The following is an 18,065-nucleotide window of genomic DNA, read 5'->3' on the forward strand; positions in this document are numbered from 1 at the left end:
GCTTTCTTTTTACTCATCAGAACCTTCATCTTCCAATTTTTCGGTCCAGGCATCGGCAACCATTTCCCACTCCTCATCATCTAAATCAACCAATACTTCATTGCCTTCCTCGTCCACTTCAAGGCGCAAGATTACCGCCTCTTCTTCATCATTTAATTCCTCTTCCTCTTCATCCACCGCCGGTACTAAGACTGCATACTGTTTGCCTTCTACTTCTAAAAGGTCAATAACAGCAAATTCAAACTCATTTTCTTCCTCATCGACGAGCGTAATAACTTCGCCCAATTCCATGAATTCCACCTCTTTCTAAGTTTTACTTTTATAATTTAGATAACCCGAAAGGATGAGCGTTGCCGCCATTTTATCAATGACCTTTTTTCTTTTTTGACGGCTTACATCTCCGCTTATTAATAGCTTTTCCGCTTCCACGGTAGATAAACGTTCATCCCAAAAAACGGGTTTAATCCCGGTAAATTGGTAAAACGCTTCCGCAAACCGCTCCACCATCAAAGCTCGAGGGCCAGTGGTTCCATTCATATTACGGGGATAACCGATAACAACTTCGGTGACATTATGTAGGTCAATAATTTTTTTAAGCTCCCTTAAATCTTCTTTCAGGTTTTTACGGTTAATAACCGTTAAGCCATGGGCCATAAAACCTAACTCATCGGATAAAGCAACACCAATTTTTTTATCCCCAACATCAAGCCCAAGAACTTTCATCAATGCATCCGCCGCCTTAGATTACTTTTATGGCAAAATGAGGACACCGCGCTCCACAGTAACCGCAAAACAGGCATTTTTCCTTATTTACTTGAATTTTACCGGTAGGTCCAAGAGCCAAAGCTTTCTGGGAACAAGCATCTATACACTGCCCACAGCCCTGACACCAGCTCTCAATGTGGAGTTTTTTGGAAAGTTTTTTTAGGTTCTCTTCTATATTACCATCAATTTCGCCCTTTTGAAAGTAGTTTATATTAGCAATTACTTCAATTTCCGACTTCATCCCGACAGCAATAGCAGAAAGTTCTTTTATCCCTAGGACAAAATCAAAAGCTTTTTTAAAATCACTGCCCAAGTGGCCTCCACCTAAAGGTTTCATCCCATAGAGCCCTTTGCCCATGAGATAAGCTTCCGCTATTGCTTCTAACATTTCCTGGGTGGAACCATCGGCAATGCCAATCCCCCGGTAATTAATAAGCGGATGAATTACTTCTACCGCCGGATGCATCATCCCCGCCCGCACCCCAGCTATATGGTGGGTGGAAATCCCTACAGCCCGAACATAACCTTTTTCCTTGGCCTTTACCAGAAAGAAAAGGGCTTCTTCATGGCCTTTTAACGTAAAATATGATTCCTGTTCATGCAAAAGAAAAATATCAATATAATCTCGTCCAAGGGCAGATAAAGCTCTTTTAAGGCTTTTTTCCATTTCCTGGGCGGTTGCTGCATAAGATTTCGTAGCAATAACCACCCGATCGGTCGGAAAACCCTCTAATGCCTTTTTAATATACGGGTAGGTTTGGTATAGCTCGGCCGTATCAATAAAATTAACCCCTTTTTCGAGAGCTAAACGAATTATGCGCGCTCCTTCGTTTAACGATAAATTTCGCTGCAGGGGGCCAATTGTGAGAGCCCCAAAACAAAGGCGTGAAACTTCAATTCCGGTATTCCCAAGGACTCTTTTCTCCAAATCTTACTCCCTTTCTAAATACACTTTTAAGAGTTCTTCTAAAAGATCGTCCCGCTCAATCTTGCGAATTAAATTTCGGGCATTTTTATGGCTAGTGATATATGCCGGATCTCCTGATAGGAGATAACCTACCAGTTGATTAATAGGATTGTAACCTTTTTCCTGTAATGCTTCATAAATGGTAAGAAGCAGGGCTTTATGTTTGGTGTTTTTCTCTTTATCAAAACCAAAGCGCATCGTTTTTTCCAGTTCGTCGTTCATTCCGAGCACCCCCTTTAACGACCGGATCCCTTATATATAATTATTCGGCAACTTTTTCTTCATTTCCTTTAAACTTTAAAAATTTTCCTTAAGTCCAAAGGTTATCGTTGTAGTGATAATAAAACACTGTAGTCGTATCTTTATCAGGAATTCTACGGACAAAAGATGAGCAGATAACCATCAATCCTTCCTGCTTTAACTCTACTTTTTCTTGATTGCAAAACCCATTTACTTCGTGTAAGCATTCCGACTGACAATGGATTTTCATACGAAAAGCCCCCCTTTATGGGAATTTTCCCAGAAAAAGGGGGGTTTTATACTTTTTTATTTAGACTGAACGTACTCGTCAATAACCTGTAAAGCTTCTTTTACTTTTTCCGGATTTTTACCACCGGCCTGGGCCATGTCAGGTCGGCCACCGCCACCGCCTCCGGCAATTTTGGCCGCTTCTTTAACCAGTTCTCCGGCATGATATTTAGATGTGAGATTTTTGTCAACCCCGGCCAGGAAACTTACCTTACCATCCTTAACTCCCGCCAGCAGTAAAACATAATTGGCCAGGGAAGCTTTCACTAGATCGTAAGCTTTTCTGAGTCCATCCATGTCTGCCCCTTCAATTTCGGCCGCAAGTACCTTAACCCCATTAATTTCCCGAACAGAATGAAGTAAAGTTTTTACTTCAAAAGCAGCCAGCCGTTGCCTAAGGCCTTCAATTTCCCGGTCTTTATCTTTAAGGTTTTTGAAAACACCGGAAATTTTTTCAGGTAATTCGGCAAAAGTACATTTAAAAGGTTCAACTGCGGTCTTAAGAGTATCTTCTAAACTCCTTACGTATTCCAGGGCTCCAACGCCAGTTACCGCCTCAATCCGCCGAACTCCAGCCCCAATACTACTTTCCCCCAAGATTTTAAAGAAACCAATAACACCGGAAGAAGAAACATGGGTTCCACCACAAAGCTCAGCAGAAAAATCACCTACCCGAACCACCCGGACTCGCTCTCCATATTTCTCATCAAATAACGCAATTACTCCCGCATTCCGGGCTTCATCTAAAGTAGTGTAATCAATCATCACCGGGAGATTTTTTAAAATTGCGTTGTTTACAATATTTTCAATTTCCCGTATTTCTTCCTCTTTAAGCCCCTCAAAATGGGTAAAGTCAAAACGAAGCCGCTCTGGAGTTACCAGTGAACCTGCCTGGTTTACATGTTCGCCTAAGACCATTTTTAAAGCTTTATGTAGAAGGTGGGTAGCAGTGTGGTTACGGGCGGTATTCATCCTGGTTTCTTCAAGTACCGCTAAGGTTGCTGTATCCCCTACTTTTACCTTACCATCAATAACTTTTACCTTGTGAATTATAAAGTCGCTCAAAGGTTTTTCTACATCTAAGACGGAAAGCCTAAAGCCATCGCCAGATATTTCCCCTATATCAGCCACCTGCCCGCCGCCTTCGGGATAAAAGGGGGTTATCCGGGTAATGATTTCCCCTTCCTCCCCGGCAGTAAGTCTATCAACTTTTCGACCGTCTTTAATAATGGCGATTATTTCAGAACTGTCTAAAAGCTTATCATAACCAACAAAAGTTACTTCTCCCAGCTCTTCTTTTAATTCTTTTAAGAAAGCATCCCTGGTAGAAAGATAATCTACATCCTCCCTTGCTTCCCGGGCCCGGCGGCGTTGTTCTTCCATTTGCTGCTTAAAACCTTCCTCATCCACGGTAAAGCCTTTTTCTTCGGCTATCTCCCGGGTAAGTTCAATGGGAAAGCCGTAAGTATCGTAAAGTTTAAAGGCAAGAAGTCCGGGAATTTCGGTTTTTCCTTCCTGGGCTAAACGTTCCATTAAATCAGCAAGCATAGCAAGACCCTGATTTAAGGTTTCCCGGAATTTTTCCTCTTCAAGTTTAATAATTTTTAAGGTATGTTCTGCTTTTTCTTTAAGTTCGGGGTAAGCATCGCCCATCTGATCTATAACTTTATTAGCTACCTGATGTAAAAAGGGCTCTTCCCGATCTAATAGCCGTCCAAACCGTAAAGCCCGGCGCAGTAACCGTCTTATGACATACCCCCGACCTTCATTGGAAGGAAGGGCCCCATCGGTAATGGCAAAAGTAATTGCCCGGGTATGGTCGGCAATCACCTTTAAAGCCACATCCACTTTTTCATCGTACCCATATTTAACGCCAAGGATTTGAGCGGCATAGTCAATTATTTCCCGGAAAATATCAGTATCAAAGTTCGAAGGCACACCTTGAAGGACCGAAGCCACCCTTTCCAAACCCATGCCGGTATCAATACCCTTATGCTCCAAAGGAGTATAGTTTCCTTCTTCATCCCGGAAAAACTGGATAAACACCAGGTTCCAGATTTCCAGGAAACGTCCACAATCACAGGCCACACTGCAGTCGGGACTCCCACAGCCTCGATCTGGACCTAAATCTACGTAAATTTCCGAACAAGGCCCGCAGGGACCAACACCTATCTCCCAGAAATTAGTATCCTTACCAAGGCGGGTAATCCGCTCCGCGGGAACGCCCACCACGTTATGCCAGATGTCAAAGGCTTCGTCGTCGTCCAAGTAAATGGTTATGTACAATTTATCCTTAGAAATACCTAAGTGTTCGGTAACAAACTCCCAGGCCCAGGTAATCGCTTCTTTTTTAAAATAATCCCCAAAGGAAAAGTTTCCCAGCATTTCAAAAAAAGTATGGTGCCTGGCAGTCCGCCCTACCGACTCAATATCCGGAGTCCGCAGGCATTTCTGACAGGTAGTAACCCGTCTTACCTCGGGCACTGCCGCTCCGGTAAAATATGGTTTAAAGGGCACCATTCCTGCAGCTGTCCATAAAAGGCTCGGGTCATTAGCAGGGATAAGGGAAGCACTGGGCAGGATTTTATGACCTTTGCTTTCAAAAAATTTCAAGAATTTTTCCCGGATTTCGTGTCCTAACACACAATTTCCCCCATTCAAACGGCTTTAATTTTATCTAATTATACTTTACCAAAAATTTTACTGTCAACAAGATGAAATTTCCCTATGGTTTATTTTCTAAAAATAAAGTACTAATTTTTAGTAGTAATACCCCTTCGCCGGAAAAGAATATAAAGATTCCGGGCAGTAGCAGCTACAGGCACTGCTAAAATCATGCCGGCAACTCCTCCCAAAGTAAAGCCGGAAAGCAGCAAAAATATAACCGTTAAAGGATGAAGTCCTAAGCTATCTCCCAAAATTTTAGGAGCAAGGACGTTTCCTTCCAGCTGTTGAATTAAAACGATTGCCACCAAAGTTTTAAAAAATAAAATTTTTCCCTTTAATAGAGCGATAGCCAGGATGGGGATGCTTGCAAGAATTGGTCCAAAATACGGAATTAACTCCATTACCCCCGCCAGAAGCCCCAAAAGAAAACTATACGGCATCTTTAGCAAGTAAAGCACTAAACCGGTTACTATTCCTACCGCCAGGCAAATTAACAAATGCCCTTTTATAAACCGGCCAAAGACATTGTCGCAAACCCTCAGGAAAATAAGCGCCTCATCCTGTAAATGAGGGGGAAGATAAGATAAAAAACCTTTTTTTAATTTATGGACATCTTTTAGGATATAATAGGCTAAGATGGGGGCTAAAAGAAAATCAAATAAACGGGAAGATACTCCCCATAAGGCGCTTAAAATACTTTTTAACATTTGGGCTAAACTTTTTTCCAAGGTATCAATTTGGGTCATTAAGCTTTTTTTTATTTCTGGCGGAAGAGTGCCCCGATCAATTCCTTCCTGCTGGCGGTCTAAAAAGGCCTGGACCTGGTTTAAATAACCGGGAAGAACCACCAATAAATCATTGACTTGGCGTACAAAAGAAGGGAGTAAAAATTTTGCTATAAGAAAGATTATAAAGCCTAAGACCAGATACAGGAGTATTATTCCAAACCCCCGCTTTATTCCCCATTTTTCCAGTAGATCCACCGGCCAGTGCAGGAGATAAGCTAAAAAGCCCGCTAAAATAAAAGGGAAAAAAACTGCCCTTATCCGGTAAAAAAAGATAAGGGCAGCAATTATTCCGAGAAGTTTTAAAAGAAAAAAAAGATTTTTTCTAAAAAACATGGTATGTCACCTATTTCCACCTCTAGGTTAAATCATCGAGAATGCCCATAAATTTTTTTCGGATCCTGCCACCCTCCCGCATAACCATTTTCCGGCCGTCTTTCCGGGTAGTAACCGATGCCGCTAAGGTAAGCCCAATTAAACTTCCAGCTAACAAGCCGCCGATAAAATCCCGCCGCATATACTGCTACCTCCCTTACTTTTTAATAGAGCTGCTGATTGTAAGGATCAAAAGCCATCAAACTTCCGTCCTCACCCAATTCGTAAATCTGCACCCCTTCTTTATTAATCCGGTATTCCACACAACAGTTCCAGCAAAAATACTGGTCAGTTCCGATCTTACCGGTAGCTCTGCCTTGGCATATCGGACAATTCATTATATCCCCTCCGCACCGCAGTAATTTTAATGGTATTATTACCGGGATGCGGAAATTTCATACCTTCTTTAATTTAAGAAAAAAACCGCCTGACAAAGAAGTCAGGCGATTTTTAGGAAATTATCCGTTTCTACTAAGTTCGTGCAAAACACCGGCACATCGGGGACAGGTGCCGGGAAATTCGTGGTCACTTCCTACCTCCGGAGAATACATCCAGCAACGCTGGCATTTTTCTCCTAAAGCTTTATTAACTACCACGTCTAAAGGTAACTCGTTGTTTTCTCCAAAAACTTCTTCATTTTTAATATCCACCTGCGAAACAATAAAGATTTCCGGCCAGATAGCAGCCCTTTCCCTTAAAAATTCGTAGAGATCGCCGGCTGCTTTTAAAGTAATCCAGGCATCTAAACTATGTCCTATTAATTTTCCCTGACGGGCAGTTTCTAAAGCTTTTAAGACTTTATCACGAATTTCTAAAATTTTATCCCAGGTCTCTTCTAAAGCTACATCTAAATATTTTTCCTCTACTTTTGGCATATCCAAAAGCTGCACCGATTCTTTTTTATCTTTTGCCGGAAAGTACCGGTAAGCTTCTTCAGTGGTAAAAGCCAAAACCGGAGTCAGTAGCCGTAAAAGGGTATCTAAGATTTCGTACAGCACTGTCTGGGCCGAACGGCGCTTTTCACAATCGGGAAGTTCCACATATAGGCGGTCTTTAATAATGTCTAAATAAATAGCACTCATATACACCGCGCAGAAGTTATGAACCGCATGGAATACTACATGGAACTCATAATCCTTATAAGCTTTTTCCACCCGGGCAATTAAACGGTGTAATTTGGCAAGTACCCAGCGGTCGATTTCCAAGAGCCGCTCATAGGGCACCCGATGCTTTTCATGGTCGTAATCATAGAGGTTTCCTAAGAGGAAACGAATAGTATTTCTAATCTTCCGGTAGCCTTCGGCGGTCTGTTTTAAAATGTTATTGGAGATAGCAAGGTCAGACCGGTAGTCAGCGGAGGCAACCCAAAGCCGCAGAATATCTGCCCCCAGTTCTTTAATAACTTTTAAAGGATCGACCACGTTGCCTAAAGACTTAGACATTTTCCTTCCTTTTTCGTCCACCAAAAATCCATGGGTTAATACCGCTTTATACGGTGCTTTTCCTTTAGTAGCAACTGCCGTAGAAAGGGAAGAATTAAACCAACCCCGGTGCTGGTCCGAACCCTCCAAATAAAGGTCAGCAGGCCAGCGCAAATCCGGCCAGTATTCCGGCTGCTCCAACACCGCCACATGACTGGATCCGGAATCAAACCAGACGTCCATGATATCAGTTTCTTTACGGAACTTTTCCCCACCACATGTGGGACACTTAAAGCCCTTGGGCAAAATCTCCTCCGCCTCGTATTTCCACCAGGCATCACTACCTTCCCGGTGGAATAGAGCGGAAACAGCTTTAATACTTTCATCGGTAACAATTTCTTTGCCGCAATTTTCACAGTAAAAGATCGGTATAGGCACACCCCAGGTTCTTTGGCGAGAAATACACCAGTCTCCCCGGTCCCTTATCATATTGTAAATCCTATCTTTACCCCAGGCAGGAATCCATTCGACATTATCAATTTCCTTTAAAGCCTGTTCTCTAAAACCGTCAATAGAAGCAAACCACTGCTCGGTAGCCCTAAAAATCACCGGGTTTTTACACCGCCAGCAATGGGGGTACGAGTGTTTAATAAACGACATGGCCAGTAAATCCCCGGAGGCTTCCAAATCCTGAGTAATAACTTTGTTGCCCTCATCAATTTTCATTCCCGCATATTTTCCTGCCCCTTCGGTAAAGACCCCCTGGTGGTTTACCGGAGACAATACCGGAAGGTTATATTTTTTTCCGGTTTCAAAGTCTTCGGTACCATGGCCGGGAGCAGTATGCACAAGACCGGTACCGGATTCTAAAGTTACATAGTCCGCAAGCACAACCATAGACTCTCTTTCTATAAACGGATGACGGGTGACAACCCCGGAAAGTTCTTCTCCTTTATAGCGGTTAATAATTTCACCGCTTAATTTTGTTGCTTCAAAAAATTGGGGCAAAAGCCCTTCGGCAACTACATATTCTCCTTTTTCAGTTTTTACTAGCACATAATCAAACTCCGGGTGAGCAGCTATCGCCACGTTGGCCGGCAGGGTCCAGGGAGTTGTCGTCCAGATGACCAGATACGCGTCTTCAGGAACTTTCCCTTTCCCATCGATTACCTTAAACCGGACATAAATTGAAGGAGACTTTTTATCCGCATATTCAATTTCCGCTTCCGCCAGTGCCGTCTCACACACCGGACACCAATAAACCGGCTTTAAGCCTTTATAAATATAGCCTTTTTTGGCCATTTCCCCAAAAACTTCAATTTGTTTGGCTTCAAAGTGAGGCATTAAGGTTAAGTAGGGATTCTCCCAATCGCCCCGGACGCCTAAACGTTTAAACTGCTCTTTTTGAATTTCGGCATATTTTTTGGCATACTCTTTGCATTTGGCCCGAAATTCCAGGGGACTTACTTCTTTTCGGTTAATTCCTAAATCTTTTATAGCCCGCTGTTCAATGGGAAGGCCATGGGTATCCCAGCCCGGAACATAAGGGGCATCATAGCCATCCATACTTTTAAATTTCACAATAATATCTTTTAGCACTTTGTTTAAGACGTGGCCCATATGAATATCGCCGTTGGCATAAGGCGGGCCATCGTGTAGGATAAATTTCGGGCGCCCCTGATTTTTTTGCTGCACTTTCCGGTAAAGGTCAATACTATTCCAATATTCTAAAATTTCCGGTTCCCGCTCGGGAAGGTTTCCCCGCATGGGAAAGTCGGTAACTGGAAGGTTTAAGGTTTTTCCGTAATCCATTGGCTCTATCCTCTCCTTTTATAAGGTTAATTTTTGTGAATCAAAACTAAATCTACAAACAAAGATAGGGCCGGCTCCTGCTGGCTTTAATTCTTAGGCAGCGAAAGCTAAACCTAATAATCTCATATCTCACATCGCACCTCACACCTCTCAAATCGTAAGGTCGGCTCGATGGCGACAAAATATTACGCACAGGAATGCGCCCTACAAAAACCTTTCCAGGACGCTTAAACTAAAAAATCCCCTAACCATAAAAGGTTAAGGGACGGCTTATAACCGCGGTACCACCCAAATTACCGGTAACTCCGGTCGCTTCTTTAAAATAACGGCAAGCTGCCGGGCAAACCTACTCGGTCTAAAGCCTTTCGGCCGCCTCCTCCCGGGGGATTTTCGCCAAACCCTGCCCGCCAGGCTCCCACCCTCCCCGGCTCGCTTTGGGACTTATCGGCCTGCTACTCGTCCCGTTCATAGGATTTTTCGTAATTAATTTTATATGTTATTATATTGTTAAAATGAAATTTCGTCAATAATTGCACGCAAGGAACGCATAAGGCCTTATTTGAATACTAAAATTAACCTTGAGATGAGGTGACAGCTATGCTCATGGCTTTTCTCGGTGATATTCATGCCAATCTTCCTGCATTAAAAGAAGTCTTGGCCGATGCCCAAAAAAATAAGGTAGCTAAAATCTACCATACCGGTGACTTAGTAGGTTATGGTCCTTACCCCAATGAAACCGTCGAGTTTATTAAGGACAATAAAATTGAAGGTGTTCTTGGTAATTATGATGATGGTGTAGCTTTTAAGAAGCCCACCTGCGGTTGTGATTATAAAACCGAAAAAGAACATGAAATCGGAACTAAATCTTTGACTTTTACTGTAAAAACTTTAACTTACGGAAATCAGGAACTTTTAAAAAGCCTTCCCCAATCCATAAAGTTTGAAGTGGCAGGTAAAAAATTTTTCTTGTTTCACGGCTCCCCTGAGCGGTTAAACGAGTATTTAACCCCAGACCTTTTCCCTGCCCGATTTGATAAACTTATCGAAGATTATCCGGAGATTGATGTTTTTGTTTTTGGTCACACTCATTATCCTTTTTATTTTACCCACCGGGGACGTCACTTTTTAAACCCAGGAGCAGTAGGCAAACCTAAAACCAAAGACCCCCGGGCAATTTATGCTTTGGCAAAGGTAGAAGAAGATACCCTTGCCGTAAATTTTCGCCTTATCTCCTATCCCTATGAAATAACCGCTTCCGAAATTAGAAAAAATGGCCTGCCCGAGGAACTGGCCCGGATTATTTTAGGAGAGGTAACTGGAGGGTGATCGTTTTGGATCAAGTCTTTTTATACCGCCTTTTTGACATAGCCGAGGAAATAAATCTCTTAAAAGCTGAAGAAGTCCTGGGGGAAAAAAGGCCCTTTCGGTTAAAGCTTAAGAAAATTCCCCCCAAAGCTATTCACATTGAGGAGCCGCCATTAATTTTTGAATATTCTACCGGCTCCTATTCTTATAAAGGTAAGACTTTCCAAGCAAAAATATCAGGAAAAATTTTTGCCTGGGGAGTCTTAAGTTTAAATTTAAGTTTGGATCTTAAAGGTTTAAATGGCTACGACGAGTTAGTAGATCTTATGATTTATTTAAATAATACCGAGGAGTTTGATAAAGTCTTTAAAAAAGAAGTAAAATTTCTAAAAGACCTTTTAACTCCCGCTTTAATTAAGCCCTCGCTGGAACTTTTTGAAGAAGATTTTCTGATATTTTTTACAACTCAAAAGCCTAATTATGATCCAGTCCCTCTGCTTCTGGGTGACAACGAGCCACTGTCCTCCGCTACCCGGGCCGAAATTTTAAATAACCGCTTTTCCTATGCCGACACCGATCTGACCATTATTACCTGGGATGCAGCCTTTGTTTATGACGCTGACGGCAATATGGATGTTCTCGATCTCCTAGAATTTGCCGTATCCCAGCTCTTAGAGCTACGGTATTATGACAGTTTATTAACAAAAGAAATAAACGAAATGTATCAGGATATCGACCGGGCCGAAAAAGAATGGGGCTACAAAAAACTTGGCAAGTACCGGACAATAATGAAAAGACTTTTAAAAACCGTGGCTGATATTACTGAAATTACCGAGCGGGTGCAAAATGCTTTAAAAGTTACTGAAGATGTATTTTACGCCCGGGTCTATTCCCAGGCTTTAAGGATTTTTAGAACCAATATCTGGGCAGAGCAAATTCGCCATAAATTAAATGTTTTAGAGCGAAGTTATTCCATGCTTTCGGAAGAAGTAGTAACCAGCCGCTTTTTAGCGTTAGAAGTTACTATTGTCTTATTGATATTATTGGAATTTATTTTAGCACTTTTACCCTATTTTAAGTAATTAAAGGAGGCCGTTTAATGGAAAAATATGCTGACAAGATTTTTTGGGCAATAGCTGGCTTTATTGCAGCCTTATATGTTACCTACAATGATTTCCTTTTTCTCGGGACGCCTAAAATTATCGCTTTAGCCAAAACTACTCTAATTACTTTTCTCCCAAGCCTTATTCTTTTAACCATTTTGGCAAGCTTTCTGGTAAATCGCTTAAACCTTCATCCTCTTTTAGTTCTTCTTTTATACGGTGCCCCTTCCTTTTTAAGGTTAAATGGCTTTATCAGTCTTATAGTTGCTAAAATTTTACCTTTTGCCTTAAAAATTTCGCCCCTTTTAAAGCCAGAACTTGCAAAGCGGGCATTAGTTAAAGGGATTACCTTAGCTGCTGTAACGGCAGTCGGAATTGTCTGGTCGAATTACGATAAAAAAAGGAAAAAATCCCGCCGTTAAGAAAGATTTTTCGGCTACCAAAACTATCTCTAAAAAAAATTCCGCAGCATCCGCGGAGTTTTTTTATAATGATGTGCTGGTTAAAGCCAGTCCACCTAACTTTAGATAAATTAATGTTTTAATTTTTATAAGATATTAGCTTTAGAGTATTCCAAAAGCTTTTCCCGAACTTCCTGGGTGGTAGGCAATTTTAATACTTCTTCCGCAAGCTTCTGGCAATCCCGAGCGTCAAGCTTTCTTATAATTTGTTTTATTTTCCCAATTTTTCCTGCCTCCATACTGAGCTCTTTTAAACCTAAGCCCACTAAAAGGGGAGTCGCTAAAGGGTCTCCCGCCATACCACCACACATGCCAACCCATTTTTCTGCAGCTTTGGCAGCATCCGCCACCATTTTTATTAATCTTAAAACCGCCGGGTGAAAATGGTCGTAAAGAAAAGCCACTTTTTCATTCATTCGGTCCACCGCTAAACAATATTGCACTAAATCATTGGTCCCAATACTGAAAAAGTCCACTTCTTGAGCAAACGCCGGGGCTAAAAGTGCCGCTGAGGGGACTTCAATCATGATTCCAAGTTCTATTTTGGGATTAAAGCTAATATCTAAAGCTTTAAGTTCATCTTTAATCTCCTCGAAAATCATTTTTACTTTGCGAAATTCTTCAAGGCTTGAAATCATCGGTAGCATTACCTTAAGGTTTCCATAGGCACTGGCCCTTAAAATTGCCCGCAGCTGAATTTTTAAAAGCTCTTTTTGCTCAAGACCAATACGAATAGCCCGGTAACCTAAGAAAGGATTCCTTTCCTGGGGGAGGTTAAGATACGGTAATTCCTTATCACCCCCGATATCAAGGGTTCTTATTATCACCGGCTTATCCCCCATTACTTCGGCAACCTGCCGGTAGTCTTTAAATTGTTCTTCTTCCGAAGGCATTTCTTTTTTGCTCATAAACAAAAATTCTGTTCGGTACAAGCCAATGCCTTCTGCTCCTTGATTCAAAGCAAGGTCCGCTTCCTCAGGTGTCCCAATGTTTGCCGCTACCTCTACTCTTTTACCGTCACGGGTAATTGCGGGTAGTATAATTATTTCTTTAAGGTTTTGATTCCTTTCTTGTTCTATAGCTACCTTTTCCCGGTATTCTTCAAGAGTTTTTTCTTCAGGATTTATAATAACAAGTCCATTACTGCCATCTAAAATTATATAATCTCCATCTTTTAGTTCCAAAAATCCTTCACCTAAACCTAAAACTGCAGGAATTCCTAAAGAGCGCGCTAAAATAGCAGTATGAGAAGTTTTACCGCCAATTTTACCGATAATACCTAAAACAAATTTTTTATTTAACTGCACGGTTTCGGAAGGTGTTAAATCCTCTGCCGCTAAAATTATTTCCTCATTTATTTCAGTTAGTTGAAAAGGTTTTTCGCCGGTTAACTGAACCAAAAGTCTCCTTCCTACATCCCTTATATCTTGAGCCCGCTCCCGCATATAATCGCTGTCCATGCCGGCAAAAATTTCAGCAAACTTTTCAACAACCTCTTGTACTGCGGCTTCGGCAGAATAATTTCTCTCTAAAATTAGTTTTTCAATTTCCGGGTAAAAGGCAGGGTCATCTAAAAAACTTTTTTGGCCTTTTAATATTCCTGCTTTTTCTGTCCCCAAGGTTTTTTCCGTTTTAGCAATTAACTCTTCTAACTCCGAAATTATCCGTTCTTTTGCCGCTTTTAAACGCTCGCTTTCCGCTTTTACCTCCAGCTCCGTAATAAATTTCCGGGTTTTTTGAGCTGCAAAAGATTTATAAATTAATACCTTGCCCAAAGCTATACCTTCGGAAATACCAAGACCAGTTACTCTTTTCTCTCCCATTATTCCTCACCAAACTTTCTTTCTACTAACTCTACCAGAGCATTTACTGCTTCAACTTCATCAATTCCTTCGGCTTGAATAGTAATTTTTGCGCCAGGCTTTAGTCCTAAAGCCATAAGCCCTAAAATGCTTTTGCCATCTACGTTTGCGCCAGTATCGGTTTTTACCGAAATTTTTGCCTCGTATTTTGCCGCCTTTTCGACAAAAAGCTGTGCCGGCCGCAGGTGGAATCCGGTTTTATTAGTTAAGATTACTTCTCTAGCAAACATAATTTCACCAGCCTCTGTTCTTTATAATTTACCTAAGATTTCTACCACTTGGCTAGCCGAAGACGCACTTAGAACCTCATTCCGAAATTTATCATCCATTAATTTACGAGCAAGCTCGCTTAAAATCTTTAAATGTTCATTCCCAGCCGACTCTTCGGGAACGGCAATCATAAATACCGCTTCTACCGGCTTACCGTCCAAAGACTGCCAGTCCACCGGCTTATCCAATCGGGCAAAAGCCAGCCCCACTTTTTGCACACCTTTAGATTTACCGTGAGGAATGGCAAAACCAAAACCAATCCCTGTCGTACCGCTTTTTTCCCGGCTTAAAACAGCATCAAAATACTCCTTTTTATCAAAAACAAATCCTGCCTTATAAAGGCTTTCCACTAACTTATAAAGGCACTCCTCTTTATTAGAAACATTTAAGCCAATTAAAATTGTATCGTTGGTAATTAAATTTTGTAATTCCATCGTTATACCCCCTAAACCAAGCAAAAAATTACGGAATGGGACTTAGCCCACTCCTTATTATCCCTCAAAAGTTTAAACTTATTTGTTTTTCTTCAACAGGTTAACCATTAAGGCCGTAACGATAGTTCCTGCAGCAATTGCCACTACGTACATCCCTAAATTTCCTACTGCGTTGGGTATCGGGAGCACAAAAATTCCACCGTGAGGCGCCCGCAAGGTTACGTGAAACGCCATGGAAAGAGCAGCAGCAATAGCCGAGCCAGTCATGATGGAGGGAATTATGCGTAAAGGGTCGGCCGCCGCAAAAGGTATCGCTCCTTCGGTGATAAAAGATATGCCCAAAATTGCCGCCGCTTTACCCGCTTCCCGTTCTTCCTCGGTATATTTCTGGGGAGCCAGGACCGTTGCCAGCCACAATCCCAAAGGAGGCGTCATACCTGCCGCCATCACTGCCGCCATGGGCTCGTAAATATTGCTGGCCAGTAAGCCTACGGCAAAGGTGTAAGCAGCCTTATTTACCGGACCACCCATATCAAAAGCCATCATTGCTCCTAAAATCAGTCCCAGCAAAATGGCGTTTCCGGAGCTTAAACCCTTAAGCCAGGTAGTTAAAGCATCCATAATACTCTTAACCGGAGTACCAATTACATAAATCAGCAAAAGGCCCACGGCCAAAGAAGAGAAAAGAGGAATGATCAGTACAGGCTTTAAACCTTCCAAATTTTTTGGCAATTTAACATAATCTTTTAATCCTTTAGCAATATAACCCGCCAGAAATCCTGCTACAATTCCCCCAAGAAAACCTGCCCCTATTTTAGAAGCCAGCATACCGCCAATTAATCCTGGAGCCAGACCTGGCTTTTCGGCAATGGAATAGGCAATAAAACCTGCTAAAATCGGCACCATCAAGGCAAACGCCGCGCCGCCACCGATATCCATAAGTGCGGCCGCCAGAGTACCTTTTTGTTCAAAAGCTTTAATACCAAAGACAAAGGAAAGAGCTATTGTTAAGCCTCCGGCTACCACCAGGGGAATCATATAGGAAACGCCGGTCATTAGGTGTTTATAAACCCCTGTACGTTGATTACTTTTTTCTTCTTTAACCTGTTGCACTTGATTAATAAAATCAGAGGCTGTAGCCTTTTTGTTTAAGGCTTCATCCAGTAAGGCTCCCGGGTTTTTAATCGCTTCCCCCACAGAAACCTTAATAACCGGTTTGCCGGCAAACCGGGACTCATTTACCTCGGTATCCGCCGCAATAATAATAGCCTGAGCTTCGGCAATCTCCTTAGCCGTTAGCTCATTTTCCACTCCGACCGCACCCCGGGTTTCAACCTTGAGCTCTATACCCTTTTCCTGGGCAGCCTTTTTTAAAGCTTCAGCCGCCAGATAGGTGTGAGCAATCCCTGTAGGGCATGCGGTTACCGCCAGGATTTTTTTCATAATTACTCCTCCTTCTTGGTTTTAATACTCTATAACCTCTCAACGTGCACCAGCGAAAGCTTTTCTAGTACCTCCGCCAAAGTACACGCCTGGGTTCCCGATTTAGCCGCCGCAACTGTTCCCGCCGTGGTAGCCAGGCGGGCTATTTCAATTAACGGTTTTCCCTGCAAGAGGGCAAAAACTATTGCCGCTACCATAGTGTCTCCCGCACCTACAGTACTAAGTGGTGTCACGGGAAAGGGAGTGACTTTAAATCCTTCCTGGTTACTTAAGAAAATTGCCCCATCTTTTCCTAGCGAAATGACCACCAGCGCTATTCCTTCTTTAAGCAGGGTTTTCCCCGCATCAACAATTTTTTCAGTGGTGTCAAGGGTTTGGCCCATTAATTCCTGAAGTTCTAAAAGATTGGGCTTTACCCCAAAAGGCTTACCGGCAATTCCTTCTCTTAACGCATCCCCATTGGCATCTAAAAAGGTCTTTATTCCAAATTTACGGGCGTTTTCAATGTAGTCCTTATAAATAGCCGGAGAAACGCCCGCCGGCAAACTTCCGCTTAAAACTAAAAAGGAAGCCTCCTTTAAACGTGATAATAGCAATTCCGTAAACTCATAAAGCTTTTTTTCCTCGACCCAAAAGCCCGGTTCATTTATTTCGGTTGTAGTTGTTGAAGCCATATCTACAATTTTTAAATTAGTTCGGGTTTCACCGGGAACATTTATAAAATAAGTTTTGATTCCTTCCCCTTCAAGCTTACTTTGAATAAATCTACCCTGGTGGCCGGCAATTAAGCCAAAGGCTGCTACTTCTGTACCAAAGTTATTTAATACCCTCGCCACATTAATACCTTTGCCTCCCGGATCAATCCGCAATTCTTGTACCCGGTTTACTCCACCTACTATAAGTTTTTCCACGGTTACTGTTTTGTCAACGGCAGGATTTAAGGTTACTGTAAAAACTAATTTGTTCATCTTTTTAGCCTCCAAGACTTTTATACCTCAGCAATTGTTACTTGTACCCCAAGCTTTCCTAATTCCATAGCGAAATTCTTACTGATACCGGAATCGGTGATAAAGTGATTTAAATCAGTAATTTTGGCAAAGCGAGCAAAAGTAACTTTTCCCGCTTTACTGTGGTCGGCCAGTAAGAAGACCTCTTTGGCCGCTTTAATCATTTTTCTTTTCACCGCCGCTTCCGCAAGAGTTGGCGTGGTTAATCCTTCTTTTAAATCAATACCGTTGGTGGCGATAAAAGCTTTATCAACCCTAATCTGTTCTAAACTCTCCTCAGCAATCGGGCCCACTAAAGCCAGGGTTTCCCGCCTTAAAATCCCGCCCGTTAAATGCACTTCAATTCCCGAGGTTAGCTGCAGTTCCTGGGCAATTATTAGCGAATTAGTTACCACCGTAAGACGAGCAAAATTTTTCAACCTTTGAGCCAGCTGAAAAACCGTTGTACCGGAATCGAGAATAATGGTATCTCCTTCTTCAATAAATTCCAGAGCTTTTTGGGCAATAGCCTCTTTTTCCTGTTTGAACTTATCTTCCTTTTCCCGAAAGGTCAGCTCAAAATTTACCCCATGAAGAGCCATTGCTCCGCCGTGGGTGCGGTTTATAAGCCTTGCTTTCTCCAGTTCTTTTAAGTCCCGGCGAATGGTAGCTTCGGAAACCGCAAGATACTGGCTTAATTCCTGAACCGAAGCTCGAGTATTTTTTTGGATGTATTTAAGTATTTTTAGTTTTCGTTCTTCGCCAAACAAAACAGTCCCCCCAAAGCTTTTGTTTATATTTGATTATTTTGTGATTATTTTTGATTGTATTTGTTTGTTTTTGATTATATTACGGAATTTGAACCCTGTCAAGTATATTTT

At 42.0% G+C, this 18,065-nt stretch carries 18 protein-coding genes and 1 other annotated feature; of the genes, 3 read left to right on the forward strand and 15 right to left on the reverse strand.

Annotation, left to right across the window (positions count from 1 at the left end; translation table 11 throughout):
- Nucleotides 1-9: 9 nt before the first annotated feature.
- From cpu_RS04865 to ileS, 9 genes are all read right to left on the reverse strand, one after another.
- Complete coding sequence (locus tag cpu_RS04865) at nt 10-291, reverse strand: DUF1292 domain-containing protein (protein WP_075858921.1); 282 nt, start codon at nt 289-291, stop codon at nt 10-12.
- 15 nt (nt 292-306) lie between these two features.
- Nucleotides 307-723 carry a Holliday junction resolvase RuvX gene (gene ruvX, locus cpu_RS04870; RefSeq protein WP_075858922.1) on the reverse strand — a complete coding sequence of 139 codons (417 nt, stop codon included), beginning with the start codon at nt 721-723 and terminating at the stop codon, nt 307-309.
- A 16-nt stretch (nt 724-739) separates the two neighbouring features.
- A complete protein-coding gene (locus cpu_RS04875; protein WP_075858923.1) occupies nt 740-1,693 on the reverse strand; it encodes an aldo/keto reductase in 954 nt (317 codons plus the stop codon).
- 3 nt (nt 1,694-1,696) lie between these two features.
- Complete coding sequence (locus cpu_RS04880) at nt 1,697-1,954, reverse strand: IreB family regulatory phosphoprotein (RefSeq protein WP_075858924.1); 258 nt, start codon at nt 1,952-1,954, stop codon at nt 1,697-1,699.
- A 324-nt stretch (nt 1,955-2,278) separates the two neighbouring features.
- Nucleotides 2,279-4,903 carry an alanine--tRNA ligase gene (alaS, locus tag cpu_RS04890; RefSeq protein WP_075858926.1) on the reverse strand — a complete coding sequence of 875 codons (2,625 nt, stop codon included), beginning with the start codon at nt 4,901-4,903 and terminating at the stop codon, nt 2,279-2,281.
- Nucleotides 4,904-5,013: 110 nt separating this feature from the next.
- Nucleotides 5,014-6,048: an AI-2E family transporter gene (locus cpu_RS04895; protein ID WP_075858927.1), complete on the reverse strand. Its 1,035-nt coding sequence runs from the start codon at nt 6,046-6,048 to the stop codon at nt 5,014-5,016.
- A gap of 22 nt (nt 6,049-6,070) precedes the next feature.
- On the reverse strand, nt 6,071-6,229 hold the full coding sequence (locus cpu_RS13600) for a hypothetical protein (RefSeq protein ID WP_159433970.1): 159 nt from the start codon (nt 6,227-6,229) through the stop codon (nt 6,071-6,073).
- A gap of 22 nt (nt 6,230-6,251) precedes the next feature.
- A complete protein-coding gene (locus tag cpu_RS13760; RefSeq protein WP_200800639.1) occupies nt 6,252-6,425 on the reverse strand; it encodes a YrzR-like zinc ribbon domain in 174 nt (57 codons plus the stop codon).
- 120 nt (nt 6,426-6,545) lie between these two features.
- Complete coding sequence (gene ileS, locus cpu_RS04900; RefSeq protein WP_075858928.1) at nt 6,546-9,320, reverse strand: isoleucine--tRNA ligase; 2,775 nt, start codon at nt 9,318-9,320, stop codon at nt 6,546-6,548.
- A gap of 258 nt (nt 9,321-9,578) precedes the next feature.
- Nucleotides 9,579-9,798, reverse strand: a binding site (T-box leader).
- Between the two features lie 119 nt (nt 9,799-9,917).
- Here ileS and cpu_RS04905 point away from each other — a divergent pair.
- Genes cpu_RS04905 through cpu_RS04915 form a run of 3 tightly spaced genes read left to right on the forward strand, consistent with a single transcriptional unit; the run spans nt 9,918 to nt 12,150 of the window.
- Nucleotides 9,918-10,646, forward strand: a complete 729-nt coding sequence (locus cpu_RS04905) for a metallophosphoesterase family protein (RefSeq protein WP_075858929.1) — start codon at nt 9,918-9,920, stop codon at nt 10,644-10,646.
- A 5-nt stretch (nt 10,647-10,651) separates the two neighbouring features.
- Complete coding sequence (locus cpu_RS04910) at nt 10,652-11,707, forward strand: RMD1 family protein (RefSeq protein ID WP_077177176.1); 1,056 nt, start codon at nt 10,652-10,654, stop codon at nt 11,705-11,707.
- 17 nt (nt 11,708-11,724) lie between these two features.
- Nucleotides 11,725-12,150, forward strand: coding sequence for a hypothetical protein (locus cpu_RS04915; RefSeq protein WP_075858931.1), 426 nt, complete (start codon nt 11,725-11,727; stop codon nt 12,148-12,150).
- Nucleotides 12,151-12,275: 125 nt separating this feature from the next.
- On the opposite strand, the gene ptsP is transcribed toward cpu_RS04915, so the two are convergent.
- The 6 genes from ptsP to cpu_RS04945 form a co-directional block, all read right to left on the reverse strand.
- On the reverse strand, nt 12,276-14,012 hold the full coding sequence (gene ptsP / locus cpu_RS04920) for a phosphoenolpyruvate--protein phosphotransferase (RefSeq protein ID WP_075858932.1): 1,737 nt from the start codon (nt 14,010-14,012) through the stop codon (nt 12,276-12,278).
- Nucleotides 14,012-14,281, reverse strand: coding sequence for an HPr family phosphocarrier protein (locus cpu_RS04925; protein ID WP_075858933.1), 270 nt, complete (start codon nt 14,279-14,281; stop codon nt 14,012-14,014). Before cpu_RS04925 ends, ptsP begins: the two co-directional genes overlap by 1 nt.
- 21 nt (nt 14,282-14,302) lie before the next feature.
- Complete coding sequence (locus cpu_RS04930) at nt 14,303-14,755, reverse strand: PTS sugar transporter subunit IIA (protein WP_075858934.1); 453 nt, start codon at nt 14,753-14,755, stop codon at nt 14,303-14,305.
- 78 nt (nt 14,756-14,833) lie between these two features.
- A complete protein-coding gene (locus cpu_RS04935) occupies nt 14,834-16,198 on the reverse strand; it encodes a PTS fructose transporter subunit IIC (protein WP_075858935.1) in 1,365 nt (454 codons plus the stop codon).
- A 29-nt stretch (nt 16,199-16,227) separates the two neighbouring features.
- On the reverse strand, nt 16,228-17,166 hold the full coding sequence (gene pfkB, locus cpu_RS04940) for a 1-phosphofructokinase (protein ID WP_075858936.1): 939 nt from the start codon (nt 17,164-17,166) through the stop codon (nt 16,228-16,230).
- A gap of 20 nt (nt 17,167-17,186) precedes the next feature.
- Nucleotides 17,187-17,954: a DeoR/GlpR family DNA-binding transcription regulator gene (locus cpu_RS04945; protein ID WP_075858937.1), complete on the reverse strand. Its 768-nt coding sequence runs from the start codon at nt 17,952-17,954 to the stop codon at nt 17,187-17,189.
- Nucleotides 17,955-18,065: the final 111 nt, after the last annotated feature.

The sequence above is a fragment of the Carboxydothermus pertinax genome, from assembly GCF_001950255.1.
Taxonomy (GTDB): domain Bacteria; phylum Bacillota; class Z-2901; order Carboxydothermales; family Carboxydothermaceae; genus Carboxydothermus; species Carboxydothermus pertinax.

Coding starts and splice junctions, on each gene's coding strand:
- ruvX (WP_075858922.1), bottom strand. CDS start 723: ATGAAAGTTCTTGGGCTTGATGTTGGGGATAAAAAAATTGGTGTTGCT.
- cpu_RS04880 (WP_075858924.1), bottom strand. CDS start 1,954: ATGAACGACGAACTGGAAAAAACGATGCGCTTTGGTTTTGATAAAGAG.
- ileS (WP_075858928.1), bottom strand. CDS start 9,320: ATGGATTACGGAAAAACCTTAAACCTTCCAGTTACCGACTTTCCCATG.
- cpu_RS04865 (WP_075858921.1), bottom strand. CDS start 291: ATGGAATTGGGCGAAGTTATTACGCTCGTCGATGAGGAAGAAAATGAG.
- cpu_RS04915 (WP_075858931.1), top strand. CDS start 11,725: ATGGAAAAATATGCTGACAAGATTTTTTGGGCAATAGCTGGCTTTATT.
- cpu_RS04925 (WP_075858933.1), bottom strand. CDS start 14,281: ATGTTTGCTAGAGAAGTAATCTTAACTAATAAAACCGGATTCCACCTG.
- cpu_RS13600 (WP_159433970.1), bottom strand. CDS start 6,229: ATGCGGCGGGATTTTATCGGCGGCTTGTTAGCTGGAAGTTTAATTGGG.
- pfkB (WP_075858936.1), bottom strand. CDS start 17,166: ATGAACAAATTAGTTTTTACAGTAACCTTAAATCCTGCCGTTGACAAA.
- cpu_RS13760 (WP_200800639.1), bottom strand. CDS start 6,425: ATGAATTGTCCGATATGCCAAGGCAGAGCTACCGGTAAGATCGGAACT.
- ptsP (WP_075858932.1), bottom strand. CDS start 14,012: ATGGGAGAGAAAAGAGTAACTGGTCTTGGTATTTCCGAAGGTATAGCT.
- cpu_RS04905 (WP_075858929.1), top strand. CDS start 9,918: ATGCTCATGGCTTTTCTCGGTGATATTCATGCCAATCTTCCTGCATTA.
- cpu_RS04895 (WP_075858927.1), bottom strand. CDS start 6,048: ATGTTTTTTAGAAAAAATCTTTTTTTTCTTTTAAAACTTCTCGGAATA.
- cpu_RS04935 (WP_075858935.1), bottom strand. CDS start 16,198: ATGAAAAAAATCCTGGCGGTAACCGCATGCCCTACAGGGATTGCTCAC.
- cpu_RS04930 (WP_075858934.1), bottom strand. CDS start 14,755: ATGGAATTACAAAATTTAATTACCAACGATACAATTTTAATTGGCTTA.